Annotated in this window: 19 protein-coding genes; 9 read left to right on the forward strand and 10 right to left on the reverse strand. The window is 71.1% G+C overall.

The annotated features are described in order from the left end of the window. Positions 1-109: 109 nt before the first annotated feature. The gene (locus G6038_RS08795; RefSeq protein ID WP_165037310.1) at positions 110-1,036 is read left to right on the forward strand and encodes an NAD-dependent epimerase/dehydratase family protein; all 927 of its coding nucleotides are present in this window, start codon (positions 110-112) and stop codon (positions 1,034-1,036) included. A gap of 3 nt (positions 1,037-1,039) precedes the next feature. Here the strand turns inward: G6038_RS08795 and G6038_RS08800 are convergent, their stop codons facing one another. Further along, on the reverse strand, positions 1,040-1,909 hold the full coding sequence (locus G6038_RS08800) for a class II glutamine amidotransferase (RefSeq protein WP_165037311.1): 870 nt from the start codon (positions 1,907-1,909) through the stop codon (positions 1,040-1,042). Between the two features lie 121 nt (positions 1,910-2,030). On the opposite strand from G6038_RS08800, the gene G6038_RS08805 reads away from it, so the two are divergent. Together G6038_RS08805 and G6038_RS08810 are read left to right on the forward strand one after the other, a co-directional pair. Next, a complete protein-coding gene (locus tag G6038_RS08805) occupies positions 2,031-3,308 on the forward strand; it encodes an MFS transporter (RefSeq protein ID WP_165037312.1) in 1,278 nt (425 codons plus the stop codon). 72 nt (positions 3,309-3,380) lie between these two features. After that, positions 3,381-4,916 carry a DUF4185 domain-containing protein gene (locus G6038_RS08810; protein WP_165037313.1) on the forward strand — a complete coding sequence of 512 codons (1,536 nt, stop codon included), beginning with the start codon at positions 3,381-3,383 and terminating at the stop codon, positions 4,914-4,916. Between the two features lie 78 nt (positions 4,917-4,994). Here the strand turns inward: G6038_RS08810 and G6038_RS08815 are convergent, their stop codons facing one another. The 8 genes from G6038_RS08815 to G6038_RS08850 all read right to left on the reverse strand — a co-directional run bounded on the left by G6038_RS08815 (position 4,995) and on the right by G6038_RS08850 (position 16,631). Next, the gene (locus G6038_RS08815; protein WP_165037314.1) at positions 4,995-6,053 is read right to left on the reverse strand and encodes an ATP-binding cassette domain-containing protein; all 1,059 of its coding nucleotides are present in this window, start codon (positions 6,051-6,053) and stop codon (positions 4,995-4,997) included. Continuing rightward, complete coding sequence (locus tag G6038_RS08820) at positions 6,050-6,844, reverse strand: ABC transporter permease (protein ID WP_165037315.1); 795 nt, start codon at positions 6,842-6,844, stop codon at positions 6,050-6,052. Before G6038_RS08820 ends, G6038_RS08815 begins: the two co-directional genes overlap by 4 nt. Next, entirely contained in the window at positions 6,841-7,614 is a 774-nt protein-coding gene (gene modA, locus G6038_RS08825) for a molybdate ABC transporter substrate-binding protein (RefSeq protein WP_346772778.1), read from the reverse strand. Before modA ends, G6038_RS08820 begins: the two co-directional genes overlap by 4 nt. Further along, positions 7,611-8,015, reverse strand: coding sequence for a helix-turn-helix transcriptional regulator (locus G6038_RS08830; RefSeq protein ID WP_165037316.1), 405 nt, complete (start codon positions 8,013-8,015; stop codon positions 7,611-7,613). The genes modA and G6038_RS08830 overlap by 4 nt, the downstream gene beginning before the upstream one ends. Positions 8,016-8,075: 60 nt before the next feature. Next, positions 8,076-12,131, reverse strand: coding sequence for a bifunctional nitrate reductase/sulfite reductase flavoprotein subunit alpha (locus G6038_RS08835; RefSeq protein WP_165037317.1), 4,056 nt, complete (start codon positions 12,129-12,131; stop codon positions 8,076-8,078). A gap of 242 nt (positions 12,132-12,373) precedes the next feature. After that, positions 12,374-14,560 (reverse strand): catalase/peroxidase HPI, encoded by a 2,187-nt coding sequence (gene katG / locus G6038_RS08840; RefSeq protein ID WP_165037318.1) that lies wholly within the window; start codon positions 14,558-14,560, stop codon positions 12,374-12,376. A gap of 40 nt (positions 14,561-14,600) precedes the next feature. Further along, positions 14,601-15,044 (reverse strand): Fur family transcriptional regulator, encoded by a 444-nt coding sequence (locus tag G6038_RS08845; RefSeq protein ID WP_165037319.1) that lies wholly within the window; start codon positions 15,042-15,044, stop codon positions 14,601-14,603. 132 nt (positions 15,045-15,176) lie between these two features. Further along, positions 15,177-16,631, reverse strand: coding sequence for a CCA tRNA nucleotidyltransferase (locus G6038_RS08850; RefSeq protein WP_165037320.1), 1,455 nt, complete (start codon positions 16,629-16,631; stop codon positions 15,177-15,179). 98 nt (positions 16,632-16,729) lie between these two features. On the opposite strand from G6038_RS08850, the gene G6038_RS08855 reads away from it, so the two are divergent. From G6038_RS08855 to G6038_RS08875, 5 genes are all read left to right on the forward strand, one after another. Next, positions 16,730-17,323 (forward strand): NUDIX hydrolase, encoded by a 594-nt coding sequence (locus G6038_RS08855; protein WP_006934418.1) that lies wholly within the window; start codon positions 16,730-16,732, stop codon positions 17,321-17,323. Then, the gene (locus G6038_RS08860) at positions 17,320-19,659 is read left to right on the forward strand and encodes a DUF6049 family protein (protein WP_165037321.1); all 2,340 of its coding nucleotides are present in this window, start codon (positions 17,320-17,322) and stop codon (positions 19,657-19,659) included. Before G6038_RS08855 ends, G6038_RS08860 begins: the two co-directional genes overlap by 4 nt. Beyond that, positions 19,656-23,492: a murein biosynthesis integral membrane protein MurJ gene (gene murJ / locus G6038_RS08865; RefSeq protein WP_165037322.1), complete on the forward strand. Its 3,837-nt coding sequence runs from the start codon at positions 19,656-19,658 to the stop codon at positions 23,490-23,492. Before G6038_RS08860 ends, murJ begins: the two co-directional genes overlap by 4 nt. Positions 23,493-23,575: 83 nt before the next feature. Beyond that, positions 23,576-24,121, forward strand: a complete 546-nt coding sequence (sigM, locus tag G6038_RS08870; RefSeq protein ID WP_165037323.1) for an RNA polymerase sigma factor SigM — start codon at positions 23,576-23,578, stop codon at positions 24,119-24,121. Positions 24,122-24,175: 54 nt separating this feature from the next. After that, on the forward strand, positions 24,176-24,871 hold the full coding sequence (locus tag G6038_RS08875; RefSeq protein ID WP_165037324.1) for a hypothetical protein: 696 nt from the start codon (positions 24,176-24,178) through the stop codon (positions 24,869-24,871). A gap of 10 nt (positions 24,872-24,881) precedes the next feature. On the opposite strand, the gene G6038_RS08880 is transcribed toward G6038_RS08875, so the two are convergent. Then, positions 24,882-25,457 (reverse strand): helix-turn-helix domain-containing protein, encoded by a 576-nt coding sequence (locus G6038_RS08880; protein ID WP_165037325.1) that lies wholly within the window; start codon positions 25,455-25,457, stop codon positions 24,882-24,884. 81 nt (positions 25,458-25,538) lie between these two features. Here G6038_RS08880 and G6038_RS08885 point away from each other — a divergent pair, with 81 nt between their 5' ends. Further along, a complete protein-coding gene (locus tag G6038_RS08885; protein WP_165037326.1) occupies positions 25,539-26,738 on the forward strand; it encodes an NADH:flavin oxidoreductase in 1,200 nt (399 codons plus the stop codon). The last annotated feature ends 31 nt before the right edge of the window (positions 26,739-26,769 follow it).

Raw genomic sequence — 26,769 nt, forward strand, 5'->3', positions numbered from 1 at the left:
TGTGAGCACCGTCAACAACAGTGAGCAGTGCTCTTGACTTTGCGCACGCGGAGGTGCATCGTGATGTCAGACAGAGAGCAGTGCTCACATTTCGGAGGAGCTGACCACCATGTCGAATCTGCAGGTCGTCACCGGAGCCGGGCCCGTCGGCTGGACCGTCGCCGAACAACTCGCCGACCGGGGCCACCGCGTCCGCGTCCTCACCCGGTCCGGCAACGGCCCCGAGCACCCGCTCGTCGAACGCCGCCGGGCCGATGTCTCCGATCCAGCCCGGCTCGGCCCCGCGCTCGAGGGTGCCGGTGCCGTGTACCACTGCATCCACGGATCGGCGTACCGCGCCGACACCTGGGAGCGCGAACTGCCGACGGCGGAGAACACGGTCCTCGAGGCGGCCGGGCGCACGGGCGCGGTGGTGGTCTTCCCCGAGAGCCTGTACTCGTACAGCGAACCGGACCGGGTCATGACCGAGGACTCGCCGCGCGCGAGCACCACCGGCAAGCGGGGCGTGCGGGCCCGGCTGCTGGACCGCCGCGCCGAGAGCGACACCCGGACCGTCAGCCTGGTCGCGTCCGACTTCTTCGGACCACACGCCCGCAACGCCCACGCCGGCGAGCGGATGGTGCCGACCGTCCTGGCCGGACGCAGCCCCCGCGTGCTCGGCTCACCCGACGTGCCGCACTCGTTCACATACGTGCCGGACCTGGCGGCCGCCATGATCGCGGCCGCGGCGAATCCGGCGGCGTGGAACCGGGTCCTGCACGCCCCCACCGGTCCGGCCGGCACGCAGCGCGAACTCGTCGCCGCGTTCGCCGCGGCCGCGCAGGTGCCGGCTCCGAAGGTCGGCACGATACCCACCTGGATGCTGCGCGGTGCCGCGCTGGTCAACCGCGACGCCCGCGAACTGACCGAGATGCTCTACCAGTTCACCGATCCGTTCGTCATGGACTCCGCGTACAGCGAGGAACTCCTCGGCCTGCGCCCGACGCCGCTGCCCGAGGCCGCGGCCGCGACGGTGCGGTGGTGGCGCGAGCGGTGACGCTCACTTCCCGGTCTGGGAGGCGGCCGCCCGCTCGTCGAGGTCCGCGAGGGTGATCGGGTGCCGCGGGGGTTCGTCGACGACGACGGTGCGGGTGACCCGGAGCTCGCCGTCGACGTGCAGCAGCTCCCCGCAGCGCAGGTCCGACCAGCCCGGATCCTCGTCCATGCGCTCGCTGGCGACCACGACCGCCGGCTGCCGCGCCAGGTGGCCCGAGCGCACCCGGACCGTGCCGGCCTCGCTGGCGTGCTCGAGATGGCGGCCGCCGTGCGGACCGCCGGCGGGACGCTCGAGGACGAACAGGTCGTGGGTGTCCGGATACCGCAGCGCCCACAACTGCGTCGCGGTCGTGAGCACGACGTTCAACGCGTAGACGGGCAGATTCCCGGCGGCCCACCGGACCGCGGCGGTCAGGCCGGCGCCGACGTCGCCGCCGTGCTCGTCGATGCGACGGGTGACGAGCGCGAAGAACCGCTCCGAGTCCGTCTCGCCCGTCACCAGGTCGCGGTACGGGCCGAGTTCGGCCTCGAGCCGCGGCAGATCGCCGAGGACGCCGTTGTGGGCGAACAGCCGCCCGCGCTGCTCGAACGGATGGGTGTTGCCCACGTCCAGGCCTCCCGTCGAGGCGAACCGGATGTGTGCGAGAAACGTCTGCGAACGCCGCTCCTTCGCCTCCGTGGCGAACGCGCGGTCCTCGTACGCCGCCAGCGGCTGCTTCTCCACCACCGGGTGGCCGTCGTCGGTGAACGTCCCGAGCCCGGTGCCGTCCGGTTCACGCCGGCTCTGCCGGGCGAGCGAATCCGAAGCGTCGAGCAGCCAGAACGTGGCGTGCACCCGGTGCGGCGCGGCGGTCAGCCCGAACAGTCGGCACATGACGGACGTCCCCTCCTCCGGAAGTTGCCGGTTGCGCCGAGGGTAGGCCGGTAGACCTCGCCGGGGAGGTGGAACCGTCGTCGTGGGGCGACCCCGCACCGGACGGATAGTGTCGGACACTGTGCGGGAGTCGAGGCGGCAGGCATGGCGATCCACGGCGACGGCTCTGCGCCGATCGCCGGGACTGGCGCGGCTGACGGTCGTCCGTTTCGCCAGCCAGTTCGGGGACGGACTTTTCCAGGCCGCGCTCGGTGGGGCGATCCTGTTCAATCCGGAGCGCCAGACCGATCCCGCCGCGATCGCCGCGGGATTCGCGGTATTGCTGCTGCCGTACTCGGTGGTCGGGCCGTTCGCCGGCGCGCTGCTCGACCGCTGGGACCGCCGGCTGGTACTGCTCGCCGCCAATGCCCTGCGCGGCGTGCTCATCCTCGCCATGTCGGCGTTGCTCCTCACCGGCGGCGGATCCACCCCGCTGCTGCTGCTCGCCCTCGCCGCCGTCGGCGTCAGTCGCTTCGTGCTCGCCGGGGTATCGGCGTCCCTCCCGCACGTGGTGCGCCAATCATGGCTCGTACCGGTCAATTCCGTGCTCGCGACGGTAGGATCGGGGATCTCTGCCCTCGGGGCGGGCGTCGCGGTCACCACGATCGGCCTCGTCGGGGAAGGCGACTTCGGCTCCGGGGTGGCGGTAGCGCTCGGCGTCTCCGGCTCCGTGGTCGCCGCGCTCGCCGCCGGCGGCTTCGCCCGTCATGCGCTCGGTCCCGACCGTGCCGTGCTGCGCCACCCGATCCGGGCCGTCGCCGCCGGTCTGCACACCGGTGCCACGGCGGTGTGGGAGGCGCCGGGGGTCACGGTCGCGATGATCGGCATCGGTGCGCACCGCATCGTCTTCGGCATCGACACGCTCATCATGGTGCTGGTGCTGCGCGACGCCGACGGGGCCACGCTGCCGGGCGGGCTTGTCGGGTTCGGCGTCGCCGTAGGCGCCACCGCCACCGGGATGCTCGTCGCGGCGGTCGCCGCCCCGCTCGTCATCCCGCGCCTCGGCCGGCCCCGCACCGTCGTCACGGCACTGATCTGCGCGGGCGTCGTCCAGCTCGTCCTGGTCACCGGGTTCGACGAGACGGGACTGCTCGTCGCCGCGTTCCTGCTGGGTCTCGTCGGTCAGACCATCAAGCTCACCGGGGACGCCGCGATGCAGATCGAGATCGACGACGCCCGTCGCGGGCAGGTCTTCGCCCTGCAGGACACCGTGTTCAACATGGCGTTCCTCGCGGCGGTCGTCGCGGGCGCCCTGGTCGTCGCGCCCGACGGCCGCAGCCCGGCGCTCGCGCTCGCCGGGGTGGCGGTGTACGTCGCCGGTCTGGTCGCGGCGACGACGATCCGCCGGCTCCGCATGTGAGTCTCCGCGGTTTCGGGCGCCGGATTTGTTAGGTTCTCCGGGGCTTTTCCCGAGTATCCGGAGGAGAACGCGATGGCACGCAGGCACCGCACGCCGCTGGCTGTTCTCGCCCTGGTCTCGTTGACCCTGCCGCTGTCCGCGCTGCCCGCCCAGGCGTCGCCCGCCCCGCCCGTCAACTCGTGCTGCGAACCGGGCTTCGATCCCGCGGTCGAGCCCCCGGACCCCGGCGCGCCGCAGCTGCCACGGATCGACATCCCGCCCGTCGTGAAGATTCCCCTGCCGTACCCCGAGATCGTCCCGGTCCCGGTCCCCGGCCCGGCGCCGGATGACACCCGCGTACCGCAGCAGCCGTTGCCCGCCGACCCGTGCGCCGACCCGTGCCCGGACCTCGGTCTCGCGCCGGACGCTCCCGACGCCCTGCCCGGCGGCTCGAGTGGCTCGAGTGGCTCGAGTGGGTCCGCCGGCTCGAGCGGATCCTCGAGTTTCCTGCCGCGCGTCGAGCTGGATCCACAGCCGGAGACGATCCCGATTCCCGTGCCCGGCGTGCCGGGTGCACCCGTATCACCGGCCCCGCCACGGGAGAATCCGCCGTTCGAGCCGGGTACCGTCACCGCCCGGCCGCCCGCCCCCGCCGTCGGCGACGTCGCGCTGGTCTCCCAGCTGACCGGTCCCGGCTCGGAGAACCGCACCGATGCACGCTGGGCCGTGCACGGCACCGACCTCGGCATCGTGTGGGAGACGCGCCCCGGCGAGGTCGCCCTCGCGTTCGGCGACACGTTCGGGCTCGAATGGTCGCCGCCGGGCGGGGCCGGCGGCGACTGGCGCAGCAACGTCCTGGCATTCAGCCGCGACACCGAACTGTCGGACGGCCTCACCATCGACGCGATGGTGCAGGACAGCCCCTGCCACGCCGCGGAGATCCTCGACGCCCGGCATGTGAAGAACTTCGAGACGACCGTCATCCCCACCTCCGGCTTCGCGATCGGCGACCGCCAGTACGTGAGCTACATGTCAGTGCGACGGTGGAGCGTCGTGCCGGGCATGTGGTACACCAACCACGGCGGCATCGCCTACTCCGACGACCACGGCCAGACGTGGACGAAGGACCCGCATGCCCGCTGGGACAACGTGTTCGGGCTCGGCCGGTTCCAGGTCGCGACGATGGTGCCGCACGGCGACCACGTTTACATGTTCGGCACTCCGAACGGCCGCATCGGGTCGGTGGGCCTGGCCCGCGTGCCGGTCGACGACGTGCTCAATCCCTCCGCGTACCAGTTCTGGGTGCACGACCGCTGGATGCCCGTCTTCGAGCAGCTCGCCACCCCGCTCGTCGACGGTGCGGCGAGCGAGCTGTCGGTGCGGTTCGACGCCGGACGCGGCCGCTGGCAGATGAGCTACCTGGACCCGATCGCGGGCAACATCGTTCTCCGCGAGTCGGAGTCGCCGCAGGGCGTCTGGTCCGATGCCACGACGCTGGTACGGACCTCGGACTACCCGAAGGCATACGGCGGCTTCATGCACCCGTGGTCCCACGGTGCGGATCTGTACTTCACCGTCTCCGAGTGGGACAGCTACAACGTCTACCTGATGCGCGCCCGCCTGAACTGAATCGCTTTCGCGCGCAGCGTGAGCCGAGCGAATGTATCGTTCACCTCCTCAGTCCGACGGAACGATACATTCGCTCGGTCAGCGGGCGGCATGGATGCGGACCTCGGTGGCCTTGACGACGAACCACATCGTCGCACCCGGTCCGAGCGCGAGATCGGCGGCCGCGGACGTGGTGACCTCGGCGGTGATTCCGGACTCGGCGGCCCGGACGAGGACGGTGGCACCGCGGACCTCGAGTTCGCCGACGACGACGACGAACGAGTTGCGGGGGCTGCCGTGGGGTTCCTCGGGATAGACCGCGACGGCGGCGGGGGTGAACACCGCCACTGCCGAATTCCCAGGGGCACAGTCGTCGTCGAGCACACCGCGGACCCGGCCGACGGGGGTGTCGAGTCCGTCCGCGGTGACGGTGCCGGCGAGCAGGTTGAGGCCTGCGATGCGGGCCGCGAAGACACTGCGCGGCCGGGACAGCACGTCGCGCACCGTGCCCTCCTCGACGATCCGGCCGTCGTCGAGCACCGCCGCCCGGTCGGCGAGCGCCAGGGCGTCGAGCGGGTCGTGGGTGACCACCAGCGCCGTACGTCCCGGTGCGCGCAGGACGGTGCGCAGCAGCGACCGCACGGCCGGGGCGGCCGTCACGTCGAGGGCGGCCATCGGTTCGTCGAGCAGCAGCAACCGCGGGTCGGCCGCCAGCGCGCGGGCAATCGCAACGCGCTGGGCCTGCCCCCCGGAGAGCTGGTGCGGCCTGCGGTCGGCGAGTTCCGTTGCGTCGACCGCGGCGAGCTGCCGCAACGCCTCGGCGCGGGCGGCCGATCGGCCACGGCCCGCGCTGCGGGGAGCGAAGGCGACGTTGTCGACGACGTTCAGGTGCGGGAACAGCAGCGGCTGCTGGGCGAGTAGGGCCACCACGCGACGGTGTGGCGGCACGGCCACGCCCGCCGCGGTGTCGGTGAGCACGCGCCCGTCGAGTTCGACGCGACCGTCGTCGGGCTGCAGCAAGCCGGCGATCACGTTCAGCAGCGTCGACTTACCCGCGCCGTTGGGTCCCAGGACGGCGAGCACGCTGCCGGACTCCACGGCGACAGCGAGATCGACGTCCCGGGACGCGACCCGGGCCCGCAGCCGCAGGCCGGTCACAGTCCACCCGCGATCCGCCGCCCCCGCGCGGCGACGACGATCACGAGGGCGGCCGCGACGAGCAACAGCGACAACGCCACCGCCGCGTCCGCGTCGGTTTCGCGCTGGAGATAGATCTCGAGCGGCAACGTGCGGGTGACACCCTGGAGGCTGCCGGCGAAGGTGAGGGTGGCCCCGAACTCGCCGAGCGCCCGCGCGAAGGCCAGCACGGTGCCGGACGCGAGGCCCGGCAGCACGAGCGGCAGGGTGACCCTGCGGAAGACGGTGGTGGGGGGTGCCCCGAGCGTCGCGGCGACGACCTCGTACCGGGTGCCGGCGGTGCGCAGGGCACCCTCGAGGCTCATCACCAGGAACGGCAGCGCGACGAACGTCTGCGCGAGGACAACTGCCGTGGTGGAGAACGCGATACGAATTCCGAGCAGCTCGAGGTGCTCGCCGATCAGTCCGCGGCGCCCGAAGGTGTACAACAGTGCGATCCCGCCGACCACGGGCGGCAGCACGAGCGGCAGCAGCACGAGCGCGCGCAGCACCGGAAGGAAGCGCAAGGTGCTGCGCGCGAGCACGGTCGCCATCGGCACGCCGAGCAGGATGCACAGCACCGTGGCGGCCGCCGCGGTGCGCAGGCTCAGCGTCAGGGCCTGCACGGATGCCTCGGACGTCACCAGTTCCGGGAAGCGCCGCCAGTCGACGGCGAGGATCAGCGACAGCAACGGCAGGGCGACGAACAACCCGCCGATGATCGCGGGGACGTGGATCCACGTCGGCAGCCCGGCCGGTCGGACGCGCGTCACGGGGCCGCGAATCCCTTCTCGGCGAGGATCCGTCGTCCCTCGGGGCCGGTGACGTACGCGAGGAACGCCGCCGCCGTCGCGGGGTTCGCGCCGTCTGCGAGGACGGCGACGGGGTAGGTGTTGACGGCCGCCGCGGACTCGGGGAACGGCACGGCGGTCACGTCGTCGCCGGCCCGCAGAGCGTCGGTGACGTAGACGAGCCCGGCGTCGGCCTGCCCGGTGGCGACCTTGCCGAGCACGTCCGTCACCGAGGACTCCTCGCTGACGGGCTCGAGGGCGACGCCGGCGGCGTCCTCGATGCGGGCGGTCGCGGCGCCGCACGGCACCTGCGGCGCACACACGACGACGTCGAGTCCGGGTCGGGTCAGGTCCGCGAAAGTCCGCACGTCCTCGGGGTTTCCGGGTTCGGTGACGATGGTGAGGGTGTTGGCCGCGAAGTTCACGGGCTCGCCGGCCACGAGACCGGCATCGACAGCCCCGGTCATGTTCGCCGTGTCGGCGGAGGCGAAGACATCGGCGGGGGCACCCTGGGACAACCTCGCGACGAGGTCGGCCGAGCCGGCGAAGTCGAAAATGACATCTGTGCCCGGATTCTCGGTCTCGAACCGCTCCTCGATCTCCCGGAACGGTACCTGCAGCGACGCGGCTGCGAACACGGTCAGCTCGCCGGCGACCGCCGTGGCGGGCGCAGGGTCGCCGTCGCCACCGGAGCCGCACGAGGAGAGCATCAGCGCCGAGAGCGCGAAGACGACTGCCTCCGGCCGTCTCACGACGCAGCCGCCGGGGTTTCGACGATCACCGTCGTGGCCTTGACGACGGCCACCCCGAGGCTGCCCGGTTCGAGGCCGAGTTCACGGACGGCTTCGCTGCTCATCAGCGAGACGACGCGGTGCGGGCCGCACTGCATCTCCACCTGCGCCATGACGGTGTCGGACACCACGCGGGTCACGATCCCCGCGAACCGGTTGCGGGCGGAGCTGCCCACGCCGAGCAGATCGGGTGCCTCGTCCGCCTGCCGGCGGGCGAACTCGGCAAGGTCGGCTCCCTCGACGATCTTGCGGCCGGCCCCGTCCTTGCCGGCCGGCAGGGCACCCTGATCGATCCACCGCCGGACGGTGTCGTCGCTGACGCCGAGCAGCCGGGCGGCATCCTTGATGCGAATCTGCGTCACAAAGCAGACACTACTTCCGCTTCTGCGGACCTATCAAGGTCTATGGAACGAATCTGCGGATCAGTACACGTCGCGCACGTAGCGCTTCTCGGCGGCGAGCTGCTCGACGTACGTTTCGGCGTCCTCCTCGTCGAGCCTGCCGTGCACCTGCACCACCTCGCGCAGCGTCTCGTCGACGTCCTTGGCCATCCGGCTCGCGTCGCCGCACACGTAGAAGTGGGCACCGTCCTGCAACCACTTCCACAGCTGGGCCCCGTGCTCGCGCATCCGGTCCTGCACGTAGACCTTCTGCCGCTGGTCGCGGGAGAAGGCCAGATCGAGCCGGGTGAGGAAGCCGTCGGCGTGCATCGCCTCGATCTCGTCCCGGTACAGGTAGTCGGTGGACGAACGCTGATCGCCGAAGAACAGCCAGTTCCGGCCGGTGTGGCCCATCTCGCGGCGATCGTGCAGAAAGGCACGGAACGGCGCGATGCCGGTGCCGGGACCGACCATGATCATCGGGGTGTCCGGCGTCCGGGGCGGCCGGAAGTGGTTGCTGCGCTGGACGAAGATGGGGATGTCGACGCCGTGGCTGTGGTCGGCGAGGAAGCTCGAGCACACCCCGGCCCGGCCGATGCCCTCGTAGCTGTAGCGCACCACCGAGACGGTCAGCTGCACCTCGCGGGGGTTGGTCCGCGGGCTCGAGGAGATCGAGTACATGCGGGGCTGCAGCCGCTTGAGCACGGGCAGCCACTCCTCGATCGGCGCCTTGAACGGATACGCCGAGATCACGTCCATCGCCTGCTTGCCCCACAACCACTGCTGCAGCTCGATCTTGTTACCCGGCCGCAGCAGCTTGGCCAGCTCCGCGCTCTGGGTCTGCTCGTGGACGAACCGCAGCAGCTCGGGGGTCACGCGAGCGATCTCGAGGTGCCGGGTGGCGGCCTCGCGCAATGGGATGGTCGGCAGATCGGCCAATTCCACGGGTGTCTCCGGGTCGAGCGCGGTGACCTGCAGCCATTCGTCGACCGTCTCGGGTCCGTTGGTGGGCATCACGCCGAGCGCGTCCCCGGCCTCGTACACGAAGTCCGGGTCGTACAGCTCGAATCCGAACTGACGCACGTCCTTCGACGATCCCGGTCCACTGAGCGGGACGTTCCGGGTCAGCCGGGTGACGAGCGGTGCCCTCCGGCTGTATGCAGGTTCGGACTTCGCCGGGGGCCCCGAGATGATCGGGGCCGGCGCGGCACCGTCGGGACGCACGAGTTGCTCGACGGTGGCGAGCCATTCGCCGGCCGGCTCGTCGTAGTCGGGCTCGCAGTCCACCCGTTGCGTGAGCCGGGTGGCCCCGAGTTCGGTGAGCCGCTCGTCGATGCGGCGGCCGTGACCGCAGAAGTCGTCGTAGCTCGAGTCCCCGAACGCCAGCACGGCGTAGCGGGTGTCGGGAAGGCGGGGCGTGTCGTCGCTGTTGAGGGCGTTCCAGAAGGCGGTGCCGTTGTCCGGGGCGTCGCCGTCGCCGAAGGTGCTGGTGATGACGAGCAGGTCGCGCACCCCGGTCAGCGCGGACACGTCGTAGTCGTCCATCCCGACCAGGGAGGCGGGCCGGCCCGCGGCGCGGAGGCGCTCGGCGCACATCCGGGCGAACTCCTCGGCGTTGCCGGTCTGCGACGCCCACGCCACCACCACCGGCGGCACACCGTCGGCCTCGTCGCGGTCCGGTACGGCGTGCGAAAAGTGCCCCGCGAGCAGCCCGTCCACCCATGCCCGGGTGGCAGCCGGAAGAGGGGCGGACGCCGGGAGCACCGGCACACCCACCTGTCCGGACTCCCGGAATCCCGTGAGAAATCCTGTCAGATAACGTTTTTCGATATCGTCGAGCACAGGCGGCGCGACGTCCCCCAGCCCGAGCGTCGAGGCGAGCCGGTCGGCCGGCGCACCCGACGGTTCGGGCCGGGCGGGCGTTGCCACCTTGGTCAGCGACACCGCGCACACCTTGAACTCCGGCTGCAGCGACGCGGGATCGACGGCGTCGTTGGTGACCGCGTTGATCGACAGGTACTCCCCGAACATGTCGTTCCAGTGGAACGGGGCGAAGCAGCTACCCGGCCGCACCCGGTCGGTGACCACGGCCGGCAGCACCGCCCGGCCCCGGCGGGACGCGACCTCCACCTGGTCACCGTCCGCGATCGAGAGTATTTGCGCATCAACGGGATTGATCTCGACGAAGGGTCCGGGATTCAGCTTGTTGAGCTTGGCGACCTTCCCCGTCTTGGTGAGCGTGTGCCACTGGTGCTGGACGCGGCCGGTGCCGAGCACGACGGGGAAGTCGTCGTCGGGCATCTCGGCCGGCAGCATGTGCGGTCGGGGGTGGAACGCGGCCCTGCCAGTGGCGGTGGCGAACCGCAGCCGGGGGACGGTGCCGTCCTCCGACCTCAGCAGGGTCTGGCTCACCCCGTCGTTGAGATAGCGGATCGGGTTCCGGTCGGTCGCGGCGTCCGGCGGGCACGGCCATTGCACGGGGGTCTCGCGCAACCGGTCGTACGTGATTCCGCGCAGGTCGTATCCGGTCTTGGGGTTCCAGAAGCGCGTGATCTCCTCGAAGATCTCCTCGGGGCAGGAATAGGTGAACGCCTCGGCGTAGCCCATGGCGCAGGCGACGCGCGCGATGATCTGCCAGTCCGGCAGGGCCTGTCCGACGGGGTCGATCGCCTGTGGCAGCAGCGTGAGGTTGCGCTCGGAGTTGACCATCACCGCCTCCGACTCCGCCCACAGCGCTCCCGGCAGCAGGACGTCTGCGTACGCGGTGGTTTCGGTCTCGAGAAAGACGTCCTGTGCGACGACGAACTCGGCCTTCTCGAGACCTTCGACGACGGTGCGCCGATTAGCCACGGAGGCAACCGGATTGGTGCAGATGATCCAGCAGGCCCGGATGACGCCCGCGGCCATCTGCTCGAACATGTCGACGGTGCCCTTGCCGACCGTGGTGGGGATCGCGCCGGGCGGCAGCCCCCACTGCTGCTCGACGAAGGCCCGCTCGGCGTCGACGAGGACGGAGCGCTGCCCCGGCAGGCCGGGCCCCATGTATCCCATCTCGCGGCCGCCCATGGCGTTGGGCTGGCCGGTGAGCGAGAACGGGCCGCTGCCGGTGCGGCAGATCGCGCCGGTGGCCAGATGCAGGTTGCAGATCGCGTTGGTGTTCCAGGTGCCGTGGGTGCTCTGGTTCAAGCCCATGGTCCAGCACGACATCCAGTCACCGGCCTCGCCGATCCACCGCGCGGCCGTGCGGATGTCCTCTTCGGCCAGTCCGGTGATCTCCGCGACGCGTGCGGGGGTGTAGTCCGCGAGGAACCCGGGCATGGCGTCCCAGCCCTCGGTGAATTCCGCCACGAACGCCCGGTCGACGTGCCCGTTCTCGACGATCAGGTGCAACAGACCGTTCAGCAGCGCCAGGTCGGTCCCCGGCGCGATCTGCAGGAACAGGTCCGCCTTCTCGGCGGTGGCCGTGCGACGGGGGTCGACGACGACGAGCTTCGCACCGGCCTTGACCCGGTTCATCATCCTGAGGAAGAGGATGGGGTGGCAGTCGGCCATGTTCGCGCCGCTGACGAAGAACAGGTCCGCGTGGTCGAAGTCCTGGTAGGAGCCGGGCGGGCCGTCCGCGCCGAGCGACTGCTTGTAACCGGTGCCGGCGCTGGCCATGCACAACCGCGAGTTGGACTCGACGTTGTTGGTGCCGACGAACCCCTTCGCGAGCTTGGTGATCAGGTACTGGGCTTCGAGGGACATCTGGCCGGAGACGTAGAAGGACAGGGCGTCGGGTCCGTGCTCGTCGAGCACCTCCCGCAACCGGCGGGCGGTCTCGGCGATCGCGGCGTCGACCTCCACGGGCACCGGCGCACCGCCGCGTTCGGGGCGCCGGTACGCGGTCTCCATCCGTCCGCCGGCGGCCAGCATCTCGGCGCTGGTCGCCCCCTTCGTGCACAGCCGCCCGAAGTTGGTGGGGTGCTCCTTGTCGCCGTACGCGTCGAGCACCCGGCGGCCGCCGGTGGCGGGGTCGAGGCCGACCTCCAGCACCATGCCGCAGCCCACGCCGCAGTATGAGCAGGCGGTCTTGACCTTCGTGATCTCGCCCTGCATCGAACCGCTCCTCACCTGGGTCGGCCACGTTCCTCCGGCCGGGTCTCATGCTCCCGACACCGTGTTTCGTGGGCATTAACCGTGGTGAGTCCCCGGTGACATCTGGCTCACGATTCGCCGCCCGGGGCGGTGAGAGGGTGAGCGCGCACCCCGAACGCACGGCATCCCGCCGGCCGACACAGCCGGCGGGATGCCGCCCGAGGTGTGGAGGATCGGCCCGGGAGAGGCCCGATCCTCAGGGATCAGGTGAGGTCGAACCGGTCGAGGTTCATCACCTTGTTCCATGCCGAGACGAAGTCCTGCACGAACTTCTGCTGCGCGTCGGCGCTGCCGTAGACCTCGGCGATACCGCGCAGCTGCGAGTTCGAACCGAAGACGAGGTCGACGGCCGTGGCCGTCCACTTGACCTCCCCCGTGGCACGATCGCGACCCTCGTACACGTTCTCGGTCGACTCGGACACCTTCCACTCCGTGCGCATGTCGAGCAGGTTCACGAAGAAGTCGATGGTCAGTGCCTCGGGCCGGTCGGTGAACACGCCGTGGGCGGATTGCCCGAAGTTGGCGTTCAGGGCACGCATCCCGCCGACGAGAACCGTCATCTCCGGAGCGGTCAACGTCAACAGGTTCGCCCGGTCCAGCATCAGCCGCTCCGGCGGCAGCTTCTCGCCGGCCCGCAGGTAGTTGCGGAACCCGTCGGCCGCGGGTTCGAGCACGGCGAACGACTCCACATCGGTCTGTTCCTGCGAGGCATCGGTGCGGCCCGGCGTGAACGGCACCGTGATCTCGACGCCGGCGTTCTTCGCCGCCTGCTGGACGGCGGCGCATCCGGCCAGGACGATCAGGTCTGCGAGCGAGACCTTCTTCGCAGACTGTGCGCTGTTGAAGTCCTGCCGGATCCGCTCGAGGCTCTGCAGCACCTCGGCCACCCGATCCGGTTCGTTGATCTCCCAGTTCTTCTGCGGCTCGAGGCGGATGCGTGCCCCGTTGGCCCCGCCGCGCTTGTCGGTGCCGCGGAAGCTCGCCGCCGACGCCCACGCGGCGGCGACCAGCTGGGGGATGGACAGTCCCGATTCGAGGATCTTGCTCCCGAGGGCGGCGATGTCGTCCGCTCCGATCAGTTCGTGGTCGACCGCGGGAACCGGGTCCTGCCACAGCTGCGGCTCGGGGACCCACGGTCCGAGGTAGCGCGCGACGGGTCCCATGTCGCGATGCAGCAGCTTGTACCAGGCCTTCGCGAATTCCTCCTCGAACTCCTTCGGGTTGTCCAGCCAGCGCCGGGTGATCGGTCCGTAGATCGGGTCGAGTCGCAACGAGAGGTCCGTCGTCAGCATCACCGGCGAATGCCGCTTCGACGGATTGTGGGCGTCGGGGACGGCGTCGGCTCCGGCCCCGTCCTTCGGGATCCACTGCCACGCACCGGCGGGGCTCTTGGTCTTCTCCCACTCGTAACCGTAGAGGGTTTCCAGGAAGCTGTTGTCCCACTGCCGGGGGGTGGGTGTCCAGGCGCCCTCGAGACCGCTGGTGATCGCGTCCCCGCCCACGCCGGTGCCGAAGGAGTTCTTCCAGCCGAGACCCTGCTGTTCGATGGGAGCGGCCTCCGGCTCGGGACCGACGTGGTCGGCCGTGGCGGCGCCGTGGGTCTTGCCGATGCTGTGACCACCGGCGATGAGCGCCGCGGTCTCGACGTCGTTCATCGCCATCCGGCCGAACGTCTCCCGGATGTCCCGGGCCGCGGCGATCGGATCCGGGTTACCGTTGGGCCCTTCCGGATTCACGTAGATCAGACCCATCTGCACGGCGCCGAACGGGCCGGACAGTTCCCTGTCGCCGGCGTAACGCTCGTCCCCGAGCCACGTGTCCTCGGGTCCCCAGAACACCTCGTCGGGCTCCCAGATGTCCTCGCGCCCGAAGCCGAAGCCGAACGTCTTGAACCCCATCGATTCGTAGGCGCAGTTGCCGGCGAAGATCAGCAGGTCCGCCCACGAGAGCTTCCGGCCGTACTTCTGCTTGATCGGCCAGAGCAACCGCCGCGCCTTGTCGAGGCTCGCGTTGTCGGGCCAGCTGTTGAGGGGGGCGAAGCGCTGGGCGCCCTTGCCGCCACCGCCCCGGCCGTCGGCGATGCGGTACGTGCCCGCGGCATGCCAGCTCATCCGGATGAAGAGCGGCCCGTAATGGCCGTAGTCGGCCGGCCACCACTCCTGCGACGTCGTCATCAACTCGAAGATGTCCTGTTTCAGGGACTCGACGTCGAGGGTCGCGAACTCGTCGGCGTAGTTGTAGTCCGGGCCCATCGGATTGGAGAGGGGCGAGTGCTGGTGGAGAACCTGCAGGTCCAGCTGGTTCGGCCACCAGTCCCGGTTGGTCCTGGGCCGATGCGGCTTCGGCTCGGGGGACGGGATTACCGGATTTTCGCTTTCACTGTTGGACACGTCGGCCCTTCCTTCCGGGTTTCGGTGAATCGGACGGTGATCACGGATGTGATCGCGAAGCGTGTGCTGCCGAGCAGTCGGGGCACATGCCCCAATAGATGACCTCGGCCTCGTCGACGAGGAAGCCGCGGTGGTCGGAGGCGGTCAGGCAGGGGGCCTCGCCGACGGCGCAGTCGACGTCGGCGATGGCCCCACAGGACCGGCAGACGAGGTGGTGGTGGTTGTCCCCGACACGCGACTCGTAGCGGGCGACGGACCCGGACGGCTGGATCCGCCGCACCAGACCCGCATCGGTCAGCGCATGCAGCACGTCGTACACGGTCTGCCGGGACACGTCGGGCAGAACGGTGCGCACGGCGCCGAAGACCGTCTCCGTGTCGGCGTGCGGATGCGCGTGCACCGCCTCCAGCACCGCGATCCGGGGCCGGGTCACGCGCAGCTCCGCCGTACGCAACTGCTCCACGTAATCCCGCGTCGAGGGCACGTGGATACTATGACGCACTTTTCTGGAATGAGTCACGACTTTGGGTAACCGCAGCGTGATCAGAATTCGGGCGGGTGTCCGGGGGCGCGGGCGGCGGTCGCGCGGACCCGCACCCGCCCGGCTACCCGGCCGCTAGGACTTGGGCTGCTGCGCCCACCACTTCACCAGCTCGGCCTCGGCCTCGGCGCGATCGAGGGGACCACGGTCGAGCCGCAGCTCCTTGAGGAACTTCCAGGCCTGCCCGACCTGCGGGCCGGGTCTCAGGCCGAGCAGCTCCATGATGGCGTTGCCGTCGAGGTCGGGCCGCACCTTCGCCAGGTCCTCCTGCTCGGCGATCCGCTCGATGCGCGTCTCGAGATCGTCGTAGGTGGCCTGCAGCGCCGCGGCCCGGCGCTTGTTGCGGGTTGTGCAGTCCGCCCGCACCAGCTTGTGCAGCCGAGGCAGCAGTTCACCGGCGTCGTGCACGTAGCGCCGGACCGCCGAGTCCGTCCACTGGCCCTTGCCGTAGCCGTGGAACCGCAGGTGCAGGAACACGAGCTGGCTGACGTCGTCGACCATCTGCTTGGAGTACTTCAGGGCCCGCATCCGCTTGCGGACGAGCTTGGCCCCGACGACCTCGTGGTGGTGGAAGCTGACGCCGCCGCCCGGCTCGTTGTGCTTCGTGGCGGGCTTGCCGATGTCGTGCAACAGGGCCGCCCAGCGCAGCACGAGATCGGGATCCCCGTCCTCGAGGTCGATGGCCTGCCTGAGCACGGTCAGCGAATGCCAGTACACGTCCTTGTGCTGATGGTGCTCGTCGATCTCGAGCTTCATCGCCGGGATCTCCGGGATCACCCGCTCGGCGAGGCCGGTCTCCACCATGATGTCGATGCCCTCGATCGGGTAGGCACCGAGGATCAGCTTGTCGAGCTCGGCCTGCACCCGTTCGGCGCTGATCCGCAGGATCTCGTCACCCATGGCCACGATCGCGTCGTGCACCCGCTCCGCCAGCGCGAACCCCAGCTGGGAGACGAACCGCGCCGCGCGCAGCATCCGCAGCGGATCGTCGTGGAACGACTCGCTCGGCATCGCGGGGGTGTCGATGACCCCGGCGAGCAGGGCGTCCATCCCGCCGAGCGGGTCGACGAAGTCCTCCGCGCCGGTCGGGCCGATCCGCACCGCCATGGCATTGACGGTGAAGTCGCGGCGAATCAGGTCGTCCTCGAGGCTGGTGCCGTACTCGACGATCGGGTGGCGGGTGACGCGGTCGTACGCGTCGCTGCGGAACGTGGTGATCTCGATCTGCTCCGGTCCCTTGACCGCGCTGATCGTGCCGAAGTCGATGCCGGTGTCCCACTGGTGGTCGGCCCAGCCGCGCAGCAGCGCCTGCACCTGCTCGGGCCGCGCGTCGGTGGTGAAGTCCAGGTCGGTGCCGAGGCGACCGAGCACCGCGTCGCGGACGCTCCCTCCCACCAGGTACAGCTCGTGACCGGCGGCGGTGAAGCGCTCACCGAGCGGGGCCAGGATGTCCGACAGCGCACGCAGCGTCGCGTCGGCCCCGGCGAGCAGTCGGGCGCGCCGCTCGGTGTCGGTGGAGGGAGAGTTCACGTCTTCGAACCTTACCGAGGTGGCCGAACGCGCAGTCGCGCGATCCGGACGTGCCTGGTTGGACCGTCGCGCACGTCCCGCCAACTAGTATCGATGAGGTGTCGCCCGCAGAACGTGCCAACCGCAACCGCCGCACCTCGCGGCGGCGTGGCGCGGGCGCCAAGTCCGGTGGCCGGGCCACCTCCGACGCGGCGAAGCCTCACCTGCGCACGGTCCGCGAGACATCGGCCGGGGGACTGGTGGTCGACGGCCTCGGCGGACCCCCCGACAAGTTGTGCGCGGCGTTGATCGGCCGCACCGACCGGCGCGGCCGGCTGCTGTGGTCGCTGCCGAAGGGACACATCGAGAAGGGCGAGACCGCCGAGCAGACGGCGATGCGCGAGGTCCACGAGGAGACCGGAATCCACGGCACCGTCCTCGCCACGCTCGGCAGCATCGACTACTGGTTCGTCACCGAGGGCCGGCGCGTCCACAAGACCGTGCACCACTACCTGCTGCGTTACCTGGACGGCGAGCTCTCCGACGCCGACGTCGAGGTCACCGAGGTGGCCTGGGTGCCGCTGCCGGAGCTGCGCTCGCGCCTGGCGTACGCGGACGAGCGCAGGCTCGCCGACGTCGCCGACCAGCTGATCGCCGAGATGGATCCGTCGATGCTGCTCGGACCCGGCGGACCGGAGGCCCGTCTCGGATGACGTCGGCAGCTCGCCGGGCCGCGGCGGCCGTTCTCGCCGTGCTCGCGCTCGTCCTGACGACGGCCGGCGTGGCCGTCGCCCAGCCGCGCAGCGACGCGTCCGACGCCCCGCGCTTCCTCGAGCTGCGCATCGACTCGGTGACGCCGACGACGATGTCCACCAGCAGCGAGCCGGTGGTGACCGTGACCGGCACACTCGAGAACGTCGGGGACCGCGACGTCGAGGACATCGCCGTTCGGCTGCAGCGCGCCCCGGCGGTCGGCTCCGCCGAGGAGCTGCGCACGGCGCTGACCTGGGATCAGACCGCCTACGACCGCACCGGGCCGTTCGAATCGGTCACCGACGTCCTCGCACGGGGTGAGCAGCGGCGGTTCCGCCTCGAGCTGGCGCTGCGCTCGGACGAGGACCCGTCGCTGGGAATCGACACCCCCGGCGTGTATCCGCTGCTCGTCAACGTCAACGGCGCTCCCGAGTACGGCGGTCAAGCCCGGCTCGACGACGCCCGGTTCCTGCTGCCCGTGCTGGGGGTGCCCGCGAGCGAGAACCGCGAGAGCCGGCCCGTGCCACCGGACACGTCCGCACCCGTGGGCGTCACGATGCTGTGGCCCCTCGCGGACCGGCCGCGCCTCGCGGCGGGGGTGCCCGGATCGGCGACGGAACCGGTCCGCCTCGTCGACGACGACCTCGCGACGTCGCTCGCCGACGGCGGCCGGCTCGACGGACTGCTCGACGCCGCCGAGCGAGCGGCCGCCGCCGAGGACCGCCGCGTCGCCGACACGATGTGCCTGGCCGTCGATCCCGATCTGCTCGTCACCGTCGCCAACATGACCCGCGGCTATCTGGTGGTCGAGGACGCCGCCGAGCCGATGGGCGACACCCACGACGGGGAGGGGACGGCTGCGGCCGTCGCGTGGCTGGAACGGCTGCGCACCCTGGCGGCCTCGATGTGCACGGTCGCGGTGCCCTTCGCCCAGGTCGACGTGGCCGCCCTCGCCGAACTCGACGACGCCTCCCTCGCCGGGCCCGCGCTCGCCGCACCGACCGAGATCGTGAACACGACCCTCGGGATCACCACGACCCGGGACGACGTGGTCTGGCCCGACGCGGGGGTGCTCACCGAGAAGTCGGGGGCGCTGCTCGCCGCCGACGGCCCGGTGACGACCCTGCTCGCCGACACGGCGGTCGACGCCGCGGACTCGGAGGCGGGCAGGGGTCCGATGCCCGTGCGTGGGGTGGACGGTCTGTCCGCGGTCCTGTTCGACAGCGCCGCCGCCACCGCGCTCGCCGCGCTGGGCGACGCTCCCCAGACGCCGTCGTTCGCCGCCGAGGATGCCCGCTACGACCTCACCGAGGATTCCCCGGCCGCCCGGCTGCAGGACGCGCTGGGCGCCCTGAGCTGGCCTGCGCTGCGCACGTCGGAGAACGCCACCCGCACCGTGTCCACCGGCGAGGGCGCGTCCGCGGCCCCGGGCTCCGTACTGTTCGTGCCGCCCCAGTCCTGGAGCGCGTCCGGCGACGACGCCGCCGCGGTCCTGTCGATGGTCGGCACCCTGATCCGCTCCGGCCTGGCCACCCCGCGTCCGTTCGACACCCTGTTCCCACCCGCCGCCGGGGACGCCCCCACCGTCGCGCTGTCCTACCCGGAGCAGGCCATCGTCGACGGTGCGTCGGCCGACGTGATGGACGCGGCCCGCGAGCAGGCACCCCGGCTCGACGCGTTCCAGGAGGCGCTCGTCGAGGACCCGCAGGCGCAGCTGACACCGCAGCAGTTCACCACACCGCTACGCGAGGACCTGTTGCGCGCGATGAGCCTGGCGGGCCGGCGCGGGCCCGACCCCGACGTCGCCGCGCGCGACGCGGAGCAGCGCGGCGAAGAGGTGCGCGACGCCGTCGACGGGATGTTCGCGGGAGTGACCGTGCTCTCACCGGGCGGCGTCTACACGCTGACCTCGGAACAGAGTCCCCTACTGTTGGTCGCGCGCAACGATCTGCCCGTGGGCATCACCGTGCGGCTGCACGTGGACGCGCCGTCGGCGATGAAGATCACCGACATCGGGCCCATCCAGCTGCCCCCGCGGGGCAGCCGCACCCTCACGGTACCGGCGCAGATCAGCGACTCGCGGAAGATCGGTGTCGAGTTCGCCCTGACCACGGAGTCCGGGCTGCCGCTCGGCACCCCGACGAACGTGACGGTACGGTCCAACGCGTACGGCCAGGTTCTCGCGATCGTCACCGGCTGTGCGGGGGCGCTGCTGCTGTTCCTGGCGGGCCGTCGTCTCCTGCACCGCTTCCGCGGCGAGCCCGATCCAGCCGACGAAGGGTACGAGAAACGATGACCGGGAATCCGACCCGTGAGGACGTCGCCCCGCCCGCCCCCGCGGCGGCGGAGCCGGCCCCGCGCAAGAGCCCCGGCCTGCTCGCCGCGACCGGCTCGATCGCCTTCGCGACCCTGATCAGCCGCATCACCGGCTTCGTCAAGCAGGTGCTGTTGCTGACCCTGCTCGGCGCCGCCGTCGCCAGCTCCTACACGGTGGCCGCCCAGATCCCGAACATGATCTCCGAGCTGGTGCTCGGTGCCGTCCTCACCTCGATTGTCGTGCCGGTGCTGGTCCGCGCGGAACGCGAGGACCCGGACGGCGGTACGGCGTTCGTCCGGCGCCTGTTCACCGTCTCCCTCACCGTGCTCGGCCTCGCCGCCCTGCTGGCCACCGCCGCAGCGCCGATCCTCGTCACCCGGTTCTTCCTCGACGACACGGGCAAGGTGTCGACGACGCTGACCACGGCGCTGACGTATCTGCTGCTGCCGGCGATCCTGTTCTACGGCCTGTCGGCGCTGCTGACCGCCATCCTGAACACCCGGCAGGTGTTCAAACCGGGCGCGTGGGCGCCGGTGCTGAACAACATCGTCGTCATCACGGTCCTGGTCCTGTACTTCCTGCTGCCGGGGGAGATCACCCTCGACCCGGTGCGCATGAGCGATCCGCACCTGCTGCTGCTCGGCTGCGGCGTCACCCTCGGTGTGGTGACCCAGGCGATGTCCCTGGTGCCGGCGCTGCGCCGCGAGGGGATCAGCCTCAAGCCGCTGTGGGGGCTCGACGACCGGCTGCGCCAGTTCGGCGGCATGGCCGCGGCCATCGTGCTGTACGTGCTCATCAGCCAGGCCGGCATGGTGTTCGCGACACACGTCTCGTCGAGCGCCGACGCGGCCGGCCCGGCGATCTACAACAACGCGTGGCTGCTGCTGCAGCTGCCGTACGGCGTCCTCGGCGTCACGGTGCTCACCGCGATCATGCCGCGGCTGAGCCGCAACGCCGCCGAGGAGGACACCCCGGCGGTGGTGGACGACCTGTCGGTCGCGACCCGGCTGACGATGATCGCGCTGATCCCGATCGTCGTGTTCTTCACCGTCGCCGGCCCGCAGATCGGCACAGCCCTGTACGGCTACGGCAGCTTCGGCGAGGGCAACGCCGAACGGCTGGGCCAGGCGGTCAGCTGGTCGGCGTTCACCCTGATCCCCTACGCCCTCGTCCTCATCCATCTGCGTGTGTTCTACGCACGCGAACAGGCGTGGACCCCGACGTGGATCATCCTCGGCATCACCGCCGTGAAGATCGGCCTGTCCGCGATCGCGCCCGTCGTCGCCCGCAACGACGACCAGGTGGTGCTGCTGCTGGGCGTGGCGACCGGCCTGGCCTTCACGGTCGGGGCGGGCATCGGCGGATTCCTGCTGCACCGCGCCCTCGGCGACCTGCGGATGGCGAACGTGGGCCGGACCGTGTGGCACGTGGTGATCGCCTCGGCCGCCGGCACAGTGGCGATGCTGCTCACCGATCGGCTGCTGCGGCTCGGTGCGCTGAGCGACCGGTTCGGCGGCCTCGGCTCGATGGTGCGGGTCGCGATCACCGGCGCGCTGATGCTGCTGGTGACCCTCACGGTGATGTGGTTGCTGAAGGTGCCCGAGATCCTGGCGATCACCGCGGCGGTCCGGCGCAAGGTCGACGCGCTGCGCGGGCGCACGCCCGTCGAGCCGGCCGTCGCCGAGGCGGATGCCGACGAGATCGCCGAACTCGAGGCGGCCCGCTTCGAGGAATCGGAGGCCGAGAAGACCATCGTGTTGCCGCGCCTGGACTACGGCGACTACGGGGTGGCCCCGTACGACGCGGTCACCGAGGTGATTCCCGCGATCAGGGACGTGCCGAACCACATCGATGCACACCGGCAACTCCCGTACCCTGGTCGACGGCAGGTTCGTACCACCCGGGACGGATCGCGCCGGTTCGCGGATGCCGGACGGCCTCCCGGTTACCTCCGGGGCGGGCGAGTCGAACAAGAAGGAGTGAGGGTGAGCGACGACCACGCTACCGGTAAGTCCACGGTCGATGAGTCCGCATCGACGGACCCGGGTTCGGTGTCCACGGACACCGACGGCACGTCGACGCAGTCCCCGCAGGCCGGCGTCCCCGGCCGTTCCGCCTCGCCGCAGAAGTCCGCCGGCGGCCCGGCCGAGAACCGCTCCGGTGCCGGCCGGCCCCGCCGCGATCCCCACGTCGACACCGGCGTCATCCCGATCGGCTCGCCCCAGCTGCCTCCGCTGCGGGTGCCGGGGTCGGCGCCGCGCACCCCGATGCGCGGACCGAAGCTGATCCCCGGCGCGTCCGTTGCCGGTGGCCGCTACCGTCTGCTCGCCCCGCACGGCGGCGCGCGCGGTCTGCGATTCTGGCAGGCGCAGGACGTCAAGCTCGACCGCGAGGTGGCACTGACGTTCGTCGACGCCGAGCAGCGCGCCGGGGACGTGACCGGTCCCGACGGTCCGCAGGCCATCCTGTCGCGCACGCTGCGGCTGGGCCGGATCAACTCACCGGGGCTCGCACGCGTGCTCGACGTGGTCCGCGGCAGCTCGGGCGGCATCGTCGTCTCCGAGTGGACGCCCGGTCGTTCGCTGCGCGAGATGTCCGGCACCGAGCCGTCCCCGCTCGGTGCGGCCCGCGCTGTGCAAGCCCTCGCGGCCGCGGCGGAGGCCGCGCACCGCAGCGGCGGCGCCCTCTCGATCGATCACCCCGACCGGATCCGCATCAGTGTCGCCGGCGACGCGGTGCTGGCCTTCCCCGCCACCTTCGCCGACGCGGACGTGACCTCCGACGTCCGTGGCCTCGGCGCGAGCCTCTACGGCCTGATCACCGCACGCTGGCCGCTGCCCGAGCAGGCCGCGCCCGGGGAACAGCCCCCGGCGCACACCGGCGGCACGATCGGCGGAATGCGCCCGGCGGACCTGACCGCCGAGGGCATCGCGGTCGAGCCCCGCACGCTGCGGGCGGAGGTGCCGTTCGAGATCTCCGCGGTGGCGGTGCGTGCACTCGCTGCCGACGGCGGCATCCGGACCGCGGCCACCGTGCAGCACATCCTCGGCCAGGCCTCGGTCGTGGACCAGAAGACCGACATGATCCCGGCGCTGCGGCTCGGCCAGCGCAGTGCCGGCGCCACCGACCACGCCCTCGCGGACCCGGAGGCCCTCGCCGAGGAGAAGAAGCGGTCCGAGCGGATGCTGTTCGCGCTCGTCGGCCTCGGCATCACCACGGTGGTGCTCCTCGCCCTGATCGGCTGGTGGATCGCGAACCTGCTCGCCGGGGGCAGCTCCGACGAGCCGCTCACGAGCCAGGAATTCGGTCTCACCCCGACCTCTGAGGCGCCGTCGGAGCCGGTCGCGCAGGCGCCGGCCCCGGCCGCAGCGGCCGGACCGGTGGCGGCGTCGGCGGTGTCGGTCTTCTCCCCGCAGGGCACCCCGGATTCGCCGGCGACGGCGCGGTTGGCGATCGACGGTGATCCGTCGACGGAGTGGAGCACCGACGCGTACTTCCAGCCGTTTCCCGCCCTGAAGAACGGTGTGGGACTGATGGTGGCGCTCGCCGAGCCGGCCGCGCTCTCGTCGGTGTCGGTGACGTCGGACAGCCCGGGCACGAAGGTCGAGATCCGCAGCGCACCGTCGGACCAGGCCTCCCTGGACCAGACCCAGGTGATCGGCTCGGCGACGCTACGGTCCGGCGTCACGGAGATCCCCGTCGAGGCCGAGGGCCGCACCTCCGATGTGCTGGTGTGGATCACGGGGCTGAGCACGTCCGGTGGCGGCAACAAGAGCTCGATCGCCGAGGTGACGTTCACCGCCGCCGAGTAGCCCGGCGCACGCACCTCCGATCGCCCACCTCGATCGGCTACCATCCGCGCGTGCGAATTTTGGGGGGGATCGCAGGAATTGCCGTGTCCGACGCCGAGTTACTGGCGGCGCACGCGGCGGGGGACCGACGCGCGTTCGCGCAACTGCTCGAACGGCACTACGACCATCTGTGGCAGGTGGCACGCCGCACCAGCTATTCGCCCGAGGATGCCGCGGACGCCCTGCAGGAGGCGTTGCTGTCGGCGCATCGTACGGCGGGGAAATTCCGGAACACCGCGGCGGTCCGCAGCTGGCTGCACACCATCGTGGTGAACGCGTGCCTGGACCGCATCCGGCGCAACAAGACGCGACCGACCGTCCCGCTGTACGACGACGGCACGGACGCCCGCGACGAACGGGATCGCATCGCGGAGCGGGAGATTGCGCTCGACATCGAGGCCGCGTTGTTCACCCTGCCACCGGAGCAGCGCGCCGCGGTCGTCGCGGTCGACGTGGAGGGCTGGCCGGTGAGCGAGGCGGCCCGTCGGCTCGGTGTTCCCGAGGGCACCGTCAAGAGCCGCTGTGCGCGCGGGCGCCGTCGGCTCGCGGTGCTTCTCGGTGACCTGCGGGATACGGGGAACCGATCGTGATCGGCGGCCGTCTTATCCTGATGAGGGCACACCAGGAGGCTGGGAGGACAGCGGATGACCGAGGACGAGCTGCCGCAGCCGCCGTATTCTGCCGACCTGCTCGCCGACCTGCACGCCGGGGTCCTGGACGACGAACTCGCCGCCAGGTTGTGGCCGGCGGTGCGGCGGGATCCGGACGCCATGATCGTGATCGCCGCGCTCGACTCCGTCGGCCGCCGGCTCCGGGCCCTCGGTGCGGCCGAAGATGTTGAGAGCCCGCCGATCCCGCCGGAGGTGGCGGCCCGGATCGATGCGGCACTGACCGCCGACGCCGCCGCGCGCCGACGCCGCCGGTGGCTGCTCGCCGCGGCCGGGACCGGGGCCGCGGCCGCGGTGGCGATCGGATTCGCCGTCACCGCCCACGGCGCGGGACGCCCCGATGCGGCGGCGCCGGTGGCCGCGCCCGCCGCCGCGCCGGCTTCTGCTGCGCCCGGCGCCGACGTGCTCGACGCGGCGACGTGGCGCGCGATGATCGGCACGTCCGACACCGGCCCGCTGTCGGACCACGCAGTACTTCGAGAATGCCTCGAGGCCAACGGATTCGAAGAATCCCGGCCACTGCTGGGGTCACGCACGATCCGGTTCGACGGCCGGGAAGCCGTCGCGCTGGTCCTGGGTGATGCCGCGTCGCCGCGGTTGACGGCACTGGTGGTGGGCACGGAATGCGGCGCGGCCGATCCGGCGACTCTGGTGATCCGTCAGATCGGCTGACCGGCAGGGGTCAATCGTCCGCGGCGGGCAGCAACAGATCGAGGATCCGCTCCCGCAGGGCAGACGTGTCGTCCTCGGCCGCAACGATGCTCGCGAACAGCGCCGCACCCGCGGCGAGGACGAGCACGGCACGTGCGTCGAGGTCGGCGGGGGAGGAGCCGTCGCCGTGGGAGAACAGCGCCGTACTCGGGCCGCTGAAGGTGCGCCACAGAGTGTTCCTCAGATCGTCGTGATCGCGGAGTGCGGCGATGAGACCGGGCAGGGCGGCGCGGACGTCGGGGCGGGCGAACAGGTCCGCGCTGCCCCGGACGACCCATTCGATCCAGCCGCGGCGGTCCGTCCCGTGCATCGGGGTCAGGTCCGGCGCGGAACCGAGAAGCGAGTCGAGCACGAGGTGTGCCTTGGACGGCCACCGCCGGGTGAGGGCCGCCCGGCTCACCCCGGCCCGGGCGGCGATGCCGCGCAGGCTCAGTTGTTCCCAGCCGACCTCGAGCAGCATCGCGCGGGTCACGGCGAGGACCTCGGCGTCGATGCGCGGATCGCGAGGGCGGCCGGCGGGCGTGGGGGAGCGGTGGGATGTGGTCATCACCGGTGATTGTGGTGCACGGCACCGCGCGGCACTATAGTTGCAACACGTTACAGAACCACTGGCATCGAAAGTAGGGGCATGACCTCGTCGCGACCCGCCGTGTTCGAACCCGTTCGGCTCGGACCGCTCACCCTGCGCAACCGGATCCTCAAGGCCGCGACGTTCGAGGGCGTCATGCCCGGCGGTCGCGTCACCGACGAACTCGTCGAGTTCCATGCCGAGGTCGCCCGCGGCGGCACCGCACTGACCACCGTCGCGTACTGCGCCGTCGCACCCGGTGGGCGCGTACACCGCAACACCGTCGTCCTCGACCGCGACACCGTGCCGGGCCTGCGCCGCCTCACCGACGCCGTGCACGCGGAGGGCGCGCTCGCCTCGGCGCAGATCGGTCACGCCGGACTCGTCGCCAACCAGATCTCCAACGGGACGAAGACCCTCGCCCCGTCCACCCGCATCAGCGCGCCCGCCATGGGCCTGGTGCGGGGCGCGAGTCTCGCGCAGCTCGATCAGGTCGTCACCGACTACGAGAACGCGACCCGTTGCGCCGTCGAGGCCGGATTCGACGCGCTCGAGGTGCATCTGGGGCACAACTATCTGCTCAGCTCGTTCCTCAGCCCGAATCTCAACAAGCGCAACGACCGCTACGGCGGCAGTCTCGAGAAGCGGACCGCCTTTCCCCGGCGCGTTCTCGAGGCGGTCCGCAAGGCGGCCGGCGACAAGGTCGCCGTCATCGTCAAGTTCAACATGACGGACGGCGTCCCCAAGGGACTGTGGCTCCACGAGAGCCTGCCCATGGCGCGGCTGATCGAATCCGACGGCCACATCGACGCGATGGAACTCACCGGCGGCAGCTCCCTGCTCAACGGCATGTACTTCTTCCGCGGCGACGTCCCGCTGGCCGAGTTCGTCGCGTCCCAGCCCAGGCTCGTCGGGCTGGGACTGCGGTTCTACGGGCCGCGGCTCTTCCCGACCTACCCGTTCGAGGAGGCGTTCTTCCGCCCGATGGCTCGGCAGTTCCGGTCCGAGCTGCGCATCCCGCTCATCCTCCTCGGCGGCATCAACCGGATCGACACCATCGAGAACGCCCTCGACGAGGGATTCGAGTTCGTCGCGATGGGCCGGGCGCTGCTGCGCGACCCCTACCTCGTCAACAAGTTCCGGGACGAGCACGTGCGCGAAGGGCTGTGCATCCACTGCAACAAGTGCATGCCCACCATCTACACCGGCACCCGGTGCGTCGTGCGCGAAACCCTGCGGGCCGTGGAGCACAGCACCTGACGGTGCGCCGCCCGCGGCTATCCTGCAACAC

This window comes from Rhodococcus sp. 14C212, assembly GCF_011058195.1.
Classification (GTDB): domain Bacteria; phylum Actinomycetota; class Actinomycetes; order Mycobacteriales; family Mycobacteriaceae; genus Rhodococcus; species Rhodococcus aetherivorans.

Excerpts from the sequence above, each read along its gene's own strand:
- G6038_RS08795 (WP_165037310.1), top strand. The coding sequence starts at position 110 with ATGTCGAATCTGCAGGTCGTCACCGGAGCCGGGCCCGTCGGCTGGACC.
- G6038_RS08800 (WP_165037311.1), bottom strand. The coding sequence starts at position 1,909 with ATGTGCCGACTGTTCGGGCTGACCGCCGCGCCGCACCGGGTGCACGCC.
- G6038_RS08810 (WP_165037313.1), top strand. The coding sequence starts at position 3,381 with ATGGCACGCAGGCACCGCACGCCGCTGGCTGTTCTCGCCCTGGTCTCG.
- G6038_RS08835 (WP_165037317.1), bottom strand. The coding sequence starts at position 12,131 with ATGCAGGGCGAGATCACGAAGGTCAAGACCGCCTGCTCATACTGCGGC.
- G6038_RS08860 (WP_165037321.1), top strand. The coding sequence starts at position 17,320 with ATGACGTCGGCAGCTCGCCGGGCCGCGGCGGCCGTTCTCGCCGTGCTC.
- murJ (WP_165037322.1), top strand. The coding sequence starts at position 19,656 with ATGACCGGGAATCCGACCCGTGAGGACGTCGCCCCGCCCGCCCCCGCG.
- G6038_RS08875 (WP_165037324.1), top strand. The coding sequence starts at position 24,176 with ATGACCGAGGACGAGCTGCCGCAGCCGCCGTATTCTGCCGACCTGCTC.
- G6038_RS08880 (WP_165037325.1), bottom strand. The coding sequence starts at position 25,457 with ATGACCACATCCCACCGCTCCCCCACGCCCGCCGGCCGCCCTCGCGAT.
- G6038_RS08885 (WP_165037326.1), top strand. The coding sequence starts at position 25,539 with ATGACCTCGTCGCGACCCGCCGTGTTCGAACCCGTTCGGCTCGGACCG.